Source organism: Paenibacillus sp. PCH8, assembly GCF_002968835.1.
Lineage (GTDB): Bacteria > Bacillota > Bacilli > Paenibacillales > Paenibacillaceae > Paenibacillus.
Map to the genome: position 1 here is coordinate 2,666,171 of NZ_PKQK01000001.1, position 14,330 is coordinate 2,680,500.

13 protein-coding genes and 1 pseudogene are annotated in these 14,330 nt (G+C 46.6%); 4 read left to right on the forward strand and 10 right to left on the reverse strand.

The window, feature by feature from the left end:
* Positions 1 to 134 precede the first annotated feature (134 nt).
* Positions 135 to 551 carry a hypothetical protein gene (locus C0Q44_RS11400; protein ID WP_105407326.1) on the reverse strand — a complete coding sequence of 139 codons (417 nt, stop codon included), beginning with the start codon at positions 549 to 551 and terminating at the stop codon, positions 135 to 137.
* Between the two features lie 612 nt (positions 552 to 1,163).
* Here C0Q44_RS11400 and C0Q44_RS11405 point away from each other — a divergent pair.
* Positions 1,164 to 3,221 carry a methyl-accepting chemotaxis protein gene (locus C0Q44_RS11405; RefSeq protein ID WP_181150935.1) on the forward strand — a complete coding sequence of 686 codons (2,058 nt, stop codon included), beginning with the start codon at positions 1,164 to 1,166 and terminating at the stop codon, positions 3,219 to 3,221.
* A 147-nt stretch (positions 3,222 to 3,368) separates the two neighbouring features.
* On the opposite strand, the gene C0Q44_RS11410 is transcribed toward C0Q44_RS11405, so the two are convergent.
* The 8 genes and pseudogenes from C0Q44_RS11410 to C0Q44_RS11445 form a co-directional block, all read right to left on the reverse strand.
* Positions 3,369 to 3,788, reverse strand: a complete 420-nt coding sequence (locus C0Q44_RS11410) for a RidA family protein (RefSeq protein WP_105407328.1) — start codon at positions 3,786 to 3,788, stop codon at positions 3,369 to 3,371.
* A gap of 105 nt (positions 3,789 to 3,893) precedes the next feature.
* Positions 3,894 to 5,182 (reverse strand): annotated as a pseudogene (locus tag C0Q44_RS30905) (amidase).
* Positions 5,179 to 5,364: a hypothetical protein gene (locus tag C0Q44_RS11420; protein WP_105407329.1), complete on the reverse strand. Its 186-nt coding sequence runs from the start codon at positions 5,362 to 5,364 to the stop codon at positions 5,179 to 5,181. Before C0Q44_RS11420 ends, C0Q44_RS30905 begins: the two are co-directional and overlap by 4 nt.
* An 11-nt stretch (positions 5,365 to 5,375) precedes the next feature.
* On the reverse strand, positions 5,376 to 6,404 hold the full coding sequence (locus C0Q44_RS11425) for an ABC transporter substrate-binding protein (protein WP_105407330.1): 1,029 nt from the start codon (positions 6,402 to 6,404) through the stop codon (positions 5,376 to 5,378).
* A gap of 34 nt (positions 6,405 to 6,438) precedes the next feature.
* Entirely contained in the window at positions 6,439 to 7,311 is an 873-nt protein-coding gene (locus C0Q44_RS11430; RefSeq protein WP_105407331.1) for an ABC transporter permease, read from the reverse strand.
* The gene (locus C0Q44_RS11435) at positions 7,311 to 8,087 is read right to left on the reverse strand and encodes an ABC transporter ATP-binding protein (protein ID WP_105407332.1); all 777 of its coding nucleotides are present in this window, start codon (positions 8,085 to 8,087) and stop codon (positions 7,311 to 7,313) included. The genes C0Q44_RS11430 and C0Q44_RS11435 overlap by 1 nt, the downstream gene beginning before the upstream one ends.
* Positions 8,088 to 8,312: 225 nt before the next feature.
* On the reverse strand, positions 8,313 to 8,903 hold the full coding sequence (locus C0Q44_RS11440; RefSeq protein WP_105407333.1) for a PucR family transcriptional regulator: 591 nt from the start codon (positions 8,901 to 8,903) through the stop codon (positions 8,313 to 8,315).
* Between the two features lie 38 nt (positions 8,904 to 8,941).
* Entirely contained in the window at positions 8,942 to 9,970 is a 1,029-nt protein-coding gene (locus C0Q44_RS11445; protein WP_181150936.1) for a PucR family transcriptional regulator ligand-binding domain-containing protein, read from the reverse strand.
* 620 nt (positions 9,971 to 10,590) lie between these two features.
* Between C0Q44_RS11445 and C0Q44_RS11450 the strand changes: the two genes are divergently transcribed.
* Positions 10,591 to 10,995 carry a GNAT family N-acetyltransferase gene (locus C0Q44_RS11450; RefSeq protein ID WP_105407335.1) on the forward strand — a complete coding sequence of 135 codons (405 nt, stop codon included), beginning with the start codon at positions 10,591 to 10,593 and terminating at the stop codon, positions 10,993 to 10,995.
* Positions 10,996 to 11,177: 182 nt separating this feature from the next.
* On the opposite strand, the gene C0Q44_RS11455 is transcribed toward C0Q44_RS11450, so the two are convergent.
* A complete protein-coding gene (locus tag C0Q44_RS11455) occupies positions 11,178 to 11,540 on the reverse strand; it encodes an iron-sulfur cluster biosynthesis family protein (RefSeq protein WP_105407336.1) in 363 nt (120 codons plus the stop codon).
* A 254-nt stretch (positions 11,541 to 11,794) separates the two neighbouring features.
* Here C0Q44_RS11455 and C0Q44_RS11460 point away from each other — a divergent pair, with 254 nt between their 5' ends.
* Together C0Q44_RS11460 and C0Q44_RS11465 are read left to right on the forward strand one after the other, a co-directional pair.
* Positions 11,795 to 12,823 carry a LacI family DNA-binding transcriptional regulator gene (locus C0Q44_RS11460; RefSeq protein ID WP_105407337.1) on the forward strand — a complete coding sequence of 343 codons (1,029 nt, stop codon included), beginning with the start codon at positions 11,795 to 11,797 and terminating at the stop codon, positions 12,821 to 12,823.
* A 180-nt stretch (positions 12,824 to 13,003) separates the two neighbouring features.
* Positions 13,004 to 14,275, forward strand: coding sequence for an ABC transporter substrate-binding protein (locus tag C0Q44_RS11465; protein WP_105407338.1), 1,272 nt, complete (start codon positions 13,004 to 13,006; stop codon positions 14,273 to 14,275).
* Positions 14,276 to 14,330 lie beyond the last annotated feature (55 nt).

Here is a 14,330-nt window from a genome sequence, read left to right on the forward strand (position 1 = left end):
AAGTTACGATGATATACGTTCCAGCGATATCTAAAATGTACCCTGTAGAGAGACGCTCTAAAAAGTCTTTCTACGGGGTGTTTTACTTGGTGCATCTTATATTTTTAACGCTATGGTATTGTTTCAGAATCCCTCTAATAATCCACGTGTTCATTCACACTTGTATCCTTTCTTCTCAGGAACTTTTTACTTGCAGGATGAAGAAGCACAATCAGCAGGGAGAAGAGATGAATCAAGACGAACAGGCTGCCTTCATTCGGAATGGCAACGAATAACGCAAGACTCAGGAATGTCACGGTAAGCTTGAACTTTCTTTTTGTGATGAAAATAACAGCGAGCAGACTGGGTCCGATCACGAACAGCATTCGGGCTGCAATCATGCCAGAGGCGTAGGCCAAGTCATCACCTGTACGTGAGAATCCGAGGTAGGTTTGGGTGTTATGGCTAAAATCAATGAGGAACACGATAAACGATACGAGTACATAGATCAGTTTGACACTTAACAAAATGCGAACGACGTTTAATAACGTAGGTAATGCTGTTTTTACCATACCACTTCTCCTATTCTTCTTCGATTCTATAACCATGGAATCTGCGGGTGATTTTCTCATGCAGTGCTCTCTTGCTTCAGATCAATTTTGGCCGGCTTATGGAGCTTCGTCTTGAGATGAATACGATAGTGAGAATTGGGGGAACCAGAATGATCAGGATGCGTAGCCCTATACTTGTAAAATAGGTGATCTGATCAGATAGCGGAAAGGCGGAGTGATCCGCACGATTACGTATTAGATCTTAGATAAGAAATGCCATGGAGATCCCAATAAAGATGGATTGTACTCCTAACAAGGCACGGATGATATTTAATAAAGTAGGCATTTTGGTATTCAATGGGTCGTCTCTCCCTTGAAAAATATGTAGTTCAGTCATTTTATTATACTTTTCCAATCGCTTGTAGTGGCTTTGGACCTAGCAGGATCATTTCATCGTTGGGATCTACTGCTTCAATTGCTTTTTGTATTGAAAGTAGCATATGAAGTTAATAAAAAATATATTTTGTAAGCGTTATCCTATTGATGAATTATATGATATTGACCGATATAAAGTAGATACATAGAATTTGGACTTCATTATGACGAAAATGAAAATGGATGGTGGATGTAATTATGGTATTTAACAAGGCAAGAGAACGCATGATCAACATGTCGTTCAGAGTCAAATTGCCGCTGATGATTAGCCTGCTGGTCTGTATCGTACTGGCGGTATCTGCGGTAGTATCTTACAGTGTAGCGGCAGTCATTACACTCGAGAAAAGCAAAGATGAAATTCAGGCAACCTCGGACCGGGTGGGGGCAGGTTTGCATGCCTCACTAAGTTTGGAAGAACAATCTACGTTTTTGATTACGACACATCGGACCTTCCGGGATCTGCTGGAGATTCGGAATACGGAAGGACAGGATGGCGAGGCTTTTTTTTCAGACCAAAGTGAATTGGTGGACAAGGCAAGCGGCATACTGGCGGACAGTCTGGCAGGCATGGAAGGCAATAACAGTCTAATTCTGCTGGATCGTAACGGCATCATTCTGGCTGCGAACGATCCGGGAGTAATTAAGGCGGAACGTGGAGATCGGGCGTACTTTCAGGAAGCTCTTCAGGGTAAAGACGTGATTAGTGAAGGGATTGTAGCCAAGTCCTCGGGACAACTCGGTACTGCTTTTGCCATGCCGATCTATAATGATAATCAAGAAGTGCAAGGGGTGCTCGTATCTGCGGCATCTACGTCGTTCTTCGTTAATCAGCTTCAGAATATCAATATTAATGATGAGGGAAAAGTCCTCATTCTGGACCGTGTAGGTACAGTTATCTATGATTCGGCGGATGAGAAGATGGCAGGTCAGAGAATGGAGTCCGGCGAATATCAATCATTAATTGATCTTGCTCCAAGTGCAGAGCTCCAGCAAGGGGATGCCAGCACTGCGGAGAAAGTGGCGTATTATTCCAAAATCCCAAGATCGGACTGGACCGTCATTGTTGAAGATAAACTAAGTGATGTGCAGAAGCCGTTACGTGCGATGGCGAAACAGATGTATATTGTTCTATTTAGTGCCATTGCGGTTTCCGTCGTAGCGGGCATTCTGATCTCTTTGCTGGTGACCAGGCCCATTACGAGATTGACTGTGTTGTTCAGACAGCTTGCAAGCGGAGATCTGACGGTGCAGGCGCAAGGTAAATATAGCGGAGAATTCAAACAACTGGTGGACAGTTTCAATACGATGGCGGATGGAAACAAACAGCTGATCTCCAGCATGAACCGTTCCATCGGAGTCTTGAATACAAGCACCATTGAGCTGGATGAGTCAACACAACAGACATCGGCATCCATAACGGATACGACCACGACTGCACTCGAAATTTCACGCGCAATGGAATCCCAGGCGAATGACACCGAATCCATCGTGGATAAATTCATGAACGTAGGCAATAAAATTGCAAACGTCAATAAGTTGTCGCAGTTGGTAAAGCTCAAGGCAGATGAGATCACGGATGCATTCAAAAACAACCATAAGGTCATTGATGCACTGAATGCGGTCAATGATCAGAACGAGACGGAAGTGAGCAACATTTCCCAAATCACGGTTCAGTTAGCCGAGAGTTCCTCTGGCATTCATCAGATCACGGGCACCATTGCCGAGATTGCAAATCAGACCAAGCTGCTGGCCCTTAATGCCTCCATTGAAGCGGCACGAGCGGGCGAACATGGTCGGGGCTTCTCCGTAGTAGCATCGGAGATTCGCAAGCTGGCGGAGCAGACCACAGCCCAGTCGGAGGACATCAACCGAATTGTGATGCAGACGATTGATCATGTCGAACAGAATAACCGGAGTGTACAAGCCATTGAGGCGATTGCAGTACAGAATAAGAGTAGCGTGGCTCAGACAAAAGAGACATTTAATTTTGTAACCCAAAATATGAATGAAATGATGGACCAGGTGCAAGCCATCGCCTCCGAAATCGAATCTATTGAGCGTGATAAAGATGATGTCCTTGGAGCTGCACAGAATCTGTCGGCTTCAGGAGAAGAGGTCTCAGCATCCATTGAGGAAGTTACCGCAACGATGCAGGAGCAATCGGGTATGACTGGGCATTTGGCAGAGATGGTACAGACCATTAATGGATTGACCAAACAACTTGCCGAAGAATCCTCAAGGTTCAAAACGAAGTAGGATAGCAGCCCGAGTCGTAAGAAGCAGCATACCGGGTCTGCATACACAGCGTAGAGTTGCTTGAGATTGCAGTTAAAGTTAAATGAATACGAAGAAACCCGCCTCTCATAAGAGAAGCGGATTTCTCGAAAATGTAAGCATCTGTACCTATCTAAGGGTACAGATGCTTTTTTGTGATGTTCTACTCCCGCGGACAGAGGGCGCATACGCCAGCACTTCCATTTCAATTAAATAAGGGCCTAACCCACTGAATACGGTCATGCGTGCGGGGTATGGCTGCTTAATCATTCGCGCATATACTTCGTTGTATTCGGACTGATCCTCCACTCGGGCCAGATGAGTGGTTGCCTTCACGATATGATCAAGTGTGAGTCCGGCTTCTTGCAGAATAACCTCAATATTGCGAATGCACTGTTCAGTCTGTTCCTTAATGCCGCCAATGGGTTCAAGCGTCTGCGGATCAACGCCTACTTGACCTGCCACGTAGATCAAATCTCCTGCGCGGACAGCATGGGAGAAAGGAAGCGGGAACTTGGGTGCTGCGCTTGCGTGTATGGTGGTAGACATCGTAGCTGTCATTCCTTTCCTAGTGAGGGTGTATGTTTGGTGTTAACTGATGCCAGTTCGTAACCTGCTGATAAAGATGAGCGATGGACAACAAGCGGTCTTCTCTCATGAGTGGACCAGCAAGTTGCATGCCGATAGGCAATGGCTTCCCGGAGGCTGTATCGAATCCGATGGGAACGGTGATGGACGGTAGCCCTGCATTGGTAAACGGTCCGTTGAAGATCGGGCTGCCAGTCTTGTAGCCATAAGGGCCACATACGGTGTTGATGGAGTCAATAGAACATCGACCTCATCGAACAGCATCATCATCTCGCTTCGGAATATCGTTCGGATGCGCTGTGCCTGCAAATAATCAACGGCACTCGTCTGGTAGCCCAGCTCAAGCTGCTCCCGCATCGTGTGGCCGTAACGATCAGAGGCTTCTGCGAAGCGTTCCTGATGGAAGGCGGCAGCTTCTGCTCGCATAACCGTACGATGAGCAGCAAATGTTTCTTCCATATAAGAAGGCAAGGTAACTTTCTTCCATTGCATGCCCAGCTTCTCAAGTACAGCGATTGCCGACTCTAAGGCTAACAAGATCGCCGGTTCATTGGTCTGGAAGAAGTTGCTCGGCAGACCGATCACCATTCCTGAAACAGGATGCTCAAGAGCGCTTGTTAAGTCTGGCTTGCCGAGAGGAAGTGTGAAAGGGTCCAACTCATCTTGCCCGGCTATCGCTTCCAGAACGATTGCGTTATCTTGTACGGATCGAGTGAAGGCACCTATATGATCAAGACTCCAACTGGCTGTGATGACACCGTTACGGCTAACCCTGCCGTAAGTGGGCTTCATGCAGGTTAATCCGTTGTAAGCTGCGGGTCTAAGCAGAGATCCAAAAGTCTGTGTTCCGAGTGTGAAAGAAGCCATGCCAGCCGCTACTGCAGCGGCAGAGCCCGAACTGGAACCGCCCGGGTATGCTCCAGATTCCACGGGTTGCGGGTTGGCGGCTCACCTCCCTGGAAGGCATATTCCGTCGTTGTTGTTTTGCCGATCAGGATAGCGCCTGCAGCCTGAAGCTTATCAATGACAGTAGCATTCGTCTTGGGTACGAAGTCAGGATATGTGCTTGATCCAGCCGAGGTGCGTATGCCAGCGGTATGGATAATATCCTTAGCTCCATAGGGAATGCCATGCAGAAGGCCGAGATATTCGCCATTCATTAGTTTGAGCTCAGACTCTCTTGCGGCCTTCAAGGCTTGTTCAGCAGTGACTGTAACGAAGGCTTGCACAGCAGGCTCTACTTTCTCAATGCGATTTAAATAGGATTTGGTTAGCTCCACTGGAGATAACATCTTGTTCTTAATCAATGCTGCGGCTTCAGCAATCGTCAGCTCGTTAAGTGGTTTGGTAATCATCGCAGAGGCACGCTCCTATGCGGGGGATTGGGTCCTACTTCTTCTGGCAACTTGAAGCTGCGAATCAGCTTCAAGTCGGCTGTAAATAGGGCAAGTTCCTCGCTGGTAATAACTCCGTCCTCATATTTGATGCTTTCTGTACGGCGGTGTGTGTGGTAGTCGTCCTGATTCAGAGTAATCACCCTTTCTCTCTCTATTTGGTGAAGCTTGAATCGATAATATCCTCGTAAGCGAGGTCTTCCTTCAGGTTGCCGATGAAGCGCTGCATGCCAATTGAAGTCTCGAAAGCTGATTCATTGATCAGTCCATCAGCAGGGTATACCTTGCTATCAATCATGCGTTTTACGGCTTGCTCCACAACTTTTTTGTCCAGATTCGGGAATTCCTTCACTGCGACTGCTTTGGCACCCTCAGGATTCGATTGAATATAGTCCAGGGCTTGCTCGATCGAGGTGACGAAGCGCTGGGTGAGGTCAGGATTCTCCTTAATAAAGCTGGCGGTTGTATTCATCGTAGCAAAGGCGAAGTCTGGATAATCCTTCGTGAAATCATGGACAATATGCAGCCCCTCTGCAATGCCTTGATCCAGCTGAGGTTCGTAAACGATAGCAATGTCGGCTTTACCGGCTAATACAGCACCAAGCTCGGAGCCATTCTGAACCTCGGTGATCGTCACATCCTTGTCGATATCGATGTTATTGTCAGCGAACAGCTTGCGCAGTAAGCTGTTCGAGCTTGTAGGTGCCAAGCCCACAACGATGGTTTTACCTTTGAAGTCCTCGGTCGAGTTCACGGTTACTCCTTCTCGCGCAACCGCCCATACTGGAGCGCTACCCGATAGAAGGACCAGTGAGCGAGCATCTCCGCCCTTTGCATTCGCGAATGCGACATGTTCAGGACCGTGGAAGGAGAAAGCGGACTCGCCTGAGATCACCGAAGATAATGCTGTTGGTCCGCTTCCAGCAGCGCGGATGGAGGATAGCTCAATGCGATTCTCCTCTAGAAAACCTTGGTTATTCGCTACATACAGCGGAAGATAGAGCAGGTTGTGATACACCTCGGACACCATAATTTTGTCCACTTTCGTAGTGTTGGGTCCCTCGTTATTAGATGCCCCTGAGCCACTCGCAGGCATTGTGGAATTGCCGCCGCATGCACTGAGCAGTGTAGTCAATATAACCGTCATCGTTGTTAGAAAAGCGATCTTTTTGAATGTGCGCATTAGTTATCAGGCTCCTTTAATGGTTGTAGGTCAGCTATACAGATGTGGATGTGCTGCTAGTCTTGTTGTCATTCCATGGAAGGAGACGGGATTCAATATAACCGACACAGGTATAGAGGAGCATGGCGACCAGCATAAGCATGAACACGCCGACCCATACGGCCGGAAGATTGAACAGGTTGCCTTCGACAAATACCATATGTCCGAGCCCTTTATCTGAAGAAATGAATTCTCCGCCTACGACAGATACCAATGCCAATCCGATATTGATACGGAAAGCGGAGATGATCCATGGCAGGGAGGACGGAACGATAATTTTGCGGAAAATTTGTGATTTCTTCGCACCGAAGGATTTCATAAGATTAATCTGGGATTCGTCAATTTGATGAGTTGCTTGGTAGGCGGATAACAGCGCTACGATAAACGTTGCTACTGATGCCAGAGCAATCTTGGAGAAGATGCCTGAACCGAACCAGATGATAATCATGGGAGCTAGAGCAATCTTAGGGATGCCGTTCAGCGCTACGATGAACGGATCGAGCACACGGGCAACGGACTTGGAGTACCACATGAGCAGACCCGCCAATGAGCCAAGTAGGCTTCCGGCTACGAAGCCGATAACGGTGGCATTCACCGTTGCGAATGTGTCTGTAAGCAGTTGTCCTGAGCTGGTCATGGTGATGGCGGCATCCAGAATGGCGCTTGGCGATCCCATGAGGAATCCGTTAACGAGCTTGAAGCGAACGGCGGATTCCCATATCACCAGGATGACCGCAACAATAATGAACCGCCACAGCATCGTCATCAGCCATTCTTTGGAGAAGGTGGACTGTCTGCGCTTGATCTTGCTTTTCGCAACTCCAGCAGGCTTTCCGGTAAGGGTAATTTCAGGTGATGTACTCTTCATTAGCTGATCCTCCCCATTTGGATATCAAGCTCCGACCAGATCGATTCAAAATACTGCTTGAACTTCGGGTCGGAGCGAGCTTTCAGTGCTGATCCATGCTGCGAGGCGAGACCGATGTCATACACCTGCTTCACGGTTGTTGGTCTTTTGCTCATGACGGCAATGCGGTCGGAGATGGCGATTGCCTCCTCAATATCATGAGTGATAAGCACACCTGTCTTGCCCTCGGATTTCAGGATAGACAAGATTTCATCTTCCAGAATGAGTCGGGTCTGATAATCAAGTGCTGAGAAGGGTTCATCCAGTAATATAATATCGGGCTGGGTAACGAGGGTACGTATGAGGGCTACACGTTGGCGCATACCACCTGATAGTGTGGAGGGATAGGCTTCTACGAATGAAGCCAGGCCATAACGATCCAGATAATCCATGGCAATATCGCCGCGATCCTTTTTGGACATGCCCTTTACTTCCAAGCCTAGCGTGACATTGTCCAGGATGCTTCTCCAAGGAAGCAGCAGATCCTTCTGCATCATGTAACCGACATGCCCGGTTGTCTGATCGATCTCTTCGCCGCAGACAATAACCTTGCCATTCGTTGGTTTAAGCAGACCCGCGATAATATTGAAGATCGTACTCTTTCCGCAGCCGCTCGGTCCGACGATACTGAAGAACTCCTGCTTCTTGATTTGCATCGAAACCTCAGCCAGCACTTGAATATCTTCTCCCGCTGTATTGACGAATGATTTGGATACGCCTTGTATTTGTATAGCCATGATAGGTAGCCCCTTTCCTACAGCCTGATGGGTATTTGTTTCTTTCATAGTGTTAGTTAATGTGACATAATTGAATATATTTCTAATCATATAGACTGTTTGCACAATTGTCATTAGATACTCTGAACATAAAAATAGAATTAAATCAGTTAAAATGTACAAATTTGTACCAGCTGTGAGAAGAAAAACAAAAGAACGTGTCATTATACGTGACACGTTCTCGGTTTAAGACGTATGGGTAGCTTCGTTAGGGGATGGAATATTCAGCAGCGGCTCCAGTGCGAAGGCGAGTCGGAAGCGCAGGCTCTCCATCGGGTCTTTGATGTTCCTACCGGTCAGTTTCTCGCATTTCTCCAACCTGTAGATGACTGTATTGCGATGTACGAACAGCTCTTTGGCTGTATCGACGATCTGGCAATGGTTCTCATAGAAGGAGGACAAAGTTTTCATAAGTTCGTTGCGCTCGTTTGGATCTCGGCCTTCGAAGGGCTTAAAAGTTTCTTGATGGAACTGCAACATCTCATCGTGAGGAATCATGCGCAGCAGACGGCTTATATCCATGGTTTGATAGGAATGAGCGAAGCGGGTCTTTCTCATCTGATGGCCGGATTGGAGCGCCTTGACTGCTTCCTTATAGGAGAGTCCGATATCCAATACATTCGTGTAGGGATTACCTATTCCGAAGGATAGGCTGAGCTGCGACTCTGTATACAGATTGCTGGCGATCCTCTCGAGCTGCTGGACAACGGCTTGCTCGTCCCATGATGATTCGGCCAAAAAGACGAGTATGCCGAACTGGTCGTTCTTCGTGAACATGACAAAGGAGAGATCCAGTCTGGCGAACTCCTGCTTAATCAGCTCGTAATTAGCGTCTCGTTCCGAGATGAACCGCTCTTCCCCGAGGGGGAGAGGCTTTGATTAGGCTTGCCATTTAAGGCTTCATCCATCTTGGCAAGAATGAGAACAGAGCTTCCCTGTGCTTGTAGCCCATACTTCTTGCCGCGGTGGAGTGCTTCTTGCTCAGAACGAATGAAGCCCTGAATGAGATCGGAGAAATATTCATTTTTGTAACGGCGGGAGCGCTCCTTAACTGCTTGTTGCTTGGTTAACTCCAGGCCGATCACATTAACGGCCTGCTCTAGTGCCAGAGTGGAGAGGTTAGAACCTGCGGAACTGTCGTATTGTGCGATCAAATAGCCCTCGTGCCGGTCGGTGAAGATGGGGTGTAGCTCGACATGGCGATATTTATCGGTAGTCAGCAGGCAGATCGAGATTGCGGTATGGAAGGGAGGATACTGCTCTATAAATGTCAGTATGGGCGCAGCGAGAGACGGGCGATCCATCTGTTGTGCATAATGGGAGCTTGCCGTAACCTGCTTCTTCGATCCCAGCAGCAGTACAGGTGAGGATAGCAGCTGAGACAAAGTGTCTACAATGGAAGGTATGCCTTTTCCTTGCATAATCATCGTGGAGAATTGCTTGTGTATAGACAAGGCGTAGTGAAGCTCATGGGTTTTGTTCTGAAGGATGGCGCTGATCGATTGTTGAAATATTTCACCGAGTGTATTGTCAATCTCAGACAGTTCGATGATGGGAAAACCCAGCCTGTCCGCTGTCTCAAGCAATTGCGGAGATAATTCAAGCGAGAAGCGCTGCGTCTTGACAGCAAGCGCCGCACAGCCAATCGTATGCATAGCTGTAATGAATGCTAGATGAGCATCGGGGCTGTCTTTCAGGATATAGCCGTTCGTTAGTAGCATATCTCCGGGTTTCAGGAATTGTACAATATCTGGGGCGTCCATAATATTAATCGATTGCACCAAACGATCTAGTCCGCGATGTCCGGCAATCACTTTTGCTTTGGATAGAATGGGGATAGTCAATAAATGTTGCAGATCCATTTCAACCCACTCGCTTTCATCATTGTATGTTATAAAATCTAACATTAAGTTAGTTGGGAGTAAAGATGCTTTAGGATAAAGAGGCTAAAAGATATCGACTTTATGAACATATTGTTCAAAATGCTGAGGTGCGAAGGCTTGTATTTAATAATTTCATGTGAAGTAAGGTTACGTATGATAAGGGTGATCAAGAGCTATCTGGTTAGGTAATCAGCGGCTAGTGCTGATACAGATTAACGATATAAGTCTCTTAGGATGGATATGCTTTAAGTAAAAGAAGTATCCTCATGATTTCTCTTATGTAAATAAATATAAACTCCACTTCAGTTAATCTATTTTCTATGCATATTTTTAATAGTATATTAAGGTAAATCAATTTCATAACTCACTAAAATGGATTTTTTGTAACTAGCCTTGATTGAAGCAGCTAAAGGTATTATGAAATTGATTCAGGTAAATAAAGTGATTAATTGATTTGATAAATCTAAAATTGCTTTGTTGGTATTATTTTATGGCTTTGTAAGGATTGAAAATCCATCGAAATATGGGAGTTTAAAACAGATGTAGTTCCGTAGTTTAGTTTATGAAGGGATGGTATAGGTGTGAGTATTTATTACGCTTCAAACAAAGAGGATCTCACTAAGGATGCACTCCAAGAGTTATTTCTTTCGGTAGAATGGGAGTCTGGTAAGTATCCAAACGAGCTTTTACAAGCTATTGGAGGGTCTCATTCCATTGTTACCGCTTGGGAAGAAGGAAAGCTTGTCGGTTTAATAAATGCATTGTCAGATGGGGTTTTAACGGTATATTTTCATTATATGCTGATTAATCCGAGTTATCAGAGTAGAGGTATAGGTAAGGAAATGATGAATATAATGCTTGATAGATATAAAGATTGTAAAACAAAAGTATTAATTTCTTATCCTCATGCAGTGGATTTCTATCATAAATTTGGCTTTAATACAGAGGATGGAGCTACACCCATGTTTATCTCAGAGTTGATATGATTGAACTAACGGGTAACGATAGTTCAATCATAAATCATCATGGAGCAGTGTTGAGGCACTGCAACAACATGAGATGGTATACGTAAATAGTGGCTAATTTATGTGTTTGAAATTTATCAAAACCTCCCGTCCCGCAGAAAATCTGGGATTGGGAGGTTTTGATCGTATTAATTACTCAATGATTATCGTACGAACCATCCGGTGGGCTCAGGGGCCATATTGGCTGAGTCTCGAAGATCGTGGACCTTGACATTGCTGCCATAGATCATGGAATCACTGCTTAGACGGAACGAGGGGAAGCTGTTCTCGGATTGCAGACGCAGGCAGGGTTCAAAGTAAATCTGCTGCTGTTTGTTGATTACGAATGGAAGCAAACCGGCTTCTACGGTAACATCATCGCTATCCGTTTCGTTCAAGATCAGAAGTACCGCAATTCCGTCACAACCGCATCCATCGGTATCATAAAACAATTTGAAATAGCCCGGCCGATCTCCCAGTTTTTCAGTAAGTCGTGCTTCTGCCAGCGGACTGACTTGAATGATCATGACGTTGTTCACACTCCTCTAATCTCAAATGAATTCGCTTACATTATAATATATGGACCAAATAAGCAGATTAGAAGGTACAATAAAGAAAAGGAGACATGTACTATGCGAATATGGACGTTGAACGATCAGTCTATTGAACAAATCACGTATGAATGTCATCGCGAGAGAAGCCCGTCAATGAAACCCATTTCATCGCCAATCCTTATCTGGTATGATAAGCAGGAAAAATAGAGAAAAAGGAAGGTTCCGCTATGACACCGATCACTATATATGACATCGCCAAGGAAGCGAACGTATCTGTAGCGACCGTCTCCCGGGTGCTGAATGATACTGCACCTGTGCGTGCAAGCACCCGAGAGAAGATAATGTCCATCATCGCCAAACATCAGTTTCAGCCCAACGCGCAGGCGCGCAGTCTGATCAAGAAAGAGACGGGCACTATCGCGATTATCCTGCCGGATATTACGAATCCATTCTTCCCGGAAGTCTTCTGGGGCGCAGAGAATGAGGCGCGTGGACTAGGATATACGTTCTTTCTCTGCAATACCGCAGGAGACTACAACAGGGAATCCGAGTATTTGTCCATTCTACGGGAGAAGCGGGTCGACGGTATCATTTTCCTCGGCGGACGAATCAATATGCAAGTCTGTCCGGACGACATGGCTCAGGAATTGATTGATATGGGCAAACGGATGCCGATTGTCCTGGTCAATGGCAATATTGCCAAGGGCGGATTCCATCGGGTATACACGGATGAAGGTGCAGGAGCAGCACTTGCAGCTGAGCATTTGCTTGAACTGGGGCATCGCGATATTGCCTTTGTCGGCGGTCTGAAAGAGTTGTCCACCACCATGGTCAAGGTCAGAGCTGTGCAGAAGAAACTTCGCGAACATGGGCTCGAAATTCCGAAAGAACGGCAGCTGCTCGGGAGCTTCTCCATTGACGATGGCAAACGGGAAATGTCCAAACTGCTGGATCGTGACAATCCGCCAACCGCAGTCATCTGTGTTAATGACTACACGGCGATTGGTGCGATCAAGTCCACGATTGAACATGGACTGTCGATTCCGAAGGATATATCCATTGTGGGGTTCGATGACACGCCGCTTGCCAGTGCCGTTATACCCGAACTGACAACCATATCCCAGAACACATATCAGCTCGGCAAACAAGCCGTAGACGTGTTACATGAGCTGATTAACCAAGGCAAACCGAAGAAACAGATCATTCTGCAACCCGAGCTGATTGTTCGCCAGAGTACAGGACCCGCCGCGAAATAAGGGGCCTGTATTTGGAAAAGAAAGCGTTGACATTTTCTTGGAGGGTGAAATATAATGAGGGCGTGAATGAAACCCCTTTCATAAAGTGGAACGGGTTTTATGTTTCAGCTTAATGAAACCCATTTCATGAAACGGGTTTCAGAGTAGTCATCCATTCATTAGTTCAAGGGGGCGTAACGTATGAGAAGAAGTCTTAAAGTCATTTCGTTATTGATGCTGGTCACGGTAATGGGTCTGACAGCCTGTAGCAGCGGGAACAAAGGCAGTTCAGCCGGTGAGTCTGGCGGCAAGGTCGATCTAAGCATGACAATCTGGGGTTCGGAAGATGAGAAGAAGATTTATCAGGAACGACTCGACATTGTGAAGCAGACGTATCCCGATATTAACGTGAAGTTGAACGTGGTTGCAGGGGATTATGATCAGAAAGTACAGACCATGATTGCTGGAGGAACAGCACCAGATATCATGATGATCGCCGAGAACTATCAGGCATATGCCTCCAAGAATCAGATTATACCGCTGGATGACATGATTCAGGCGAATAATGTGAACATGTCAGAGCGTTATTCAGATGATATCGCGAACCTGATGAAGTATGATGGCAAGCAATTCGGCATGCCGGATCGGGCAGGCGCGATGGTTCTCTTTTATAACAAGGATCTGTTCGACAAGGCTGGTGTGGAATACCCAACCAAGGACTGGACACAAGATGATCTGATGGCGGCAGCTCAGAAGCTGACCGTGAAAGAGAATGGCAAAACGGTACAATGGGGCTACTATCCAGGAAGCTGGTGGCCGCAATGGATGCAATTAATCTATCAGAACGGAGGTTCGCTGTTCGATGAGAGTGGCAAACCCACATTCGATACCGAGCCAGTACGTAATGCACTGCAATTCATGAATGACTTAATCTTCACTCACGGCGCTGGACCGACACCAACTGAAATTGCCGATATGGGTAATATCGGGGCTGATCCACTGTTTGCCCAAGGCAAAATCGCGATGGAAACGACCGGTTTCTGGAATATCGGTTCGCTTGCCAAGGTGGAAGGTATCAACTGGGATATCTCCCCGGTATGGGGTGAAACGAACGCATTCTTCAACGGGTTGACCATTACGAATGCCTCCAAGCACAAGGAAGAAGCATTCAAGGTGATTGAAGCCATGACAACGCCGGAAGCGCAGATGCCAATGGTTAAAGCCGGTCAGGATGCTCCTGCAACGAAAGCGGGTCTGTCCAGTGATGAATTCCTGAATGCCGAATATGGCGGCAAGAAAATCAACATGGCTGCTTTCAGCGAATCGACGATCTATGCTGAACCGTTCAACCCGCAATGGAACGAAATGATGAAGCTCATTAATGACAAGCTGGGTGTGTACTTCAACAACAAAGCCTCGCTTGATGATACCGTAACCGAAATTCAGAGTGGACTGGAAAGACTCTACAAATAGCATCGACAGGAGGACAGGTGGAATTCGGCATGAATGCGGATTCCATCTGCTCTCT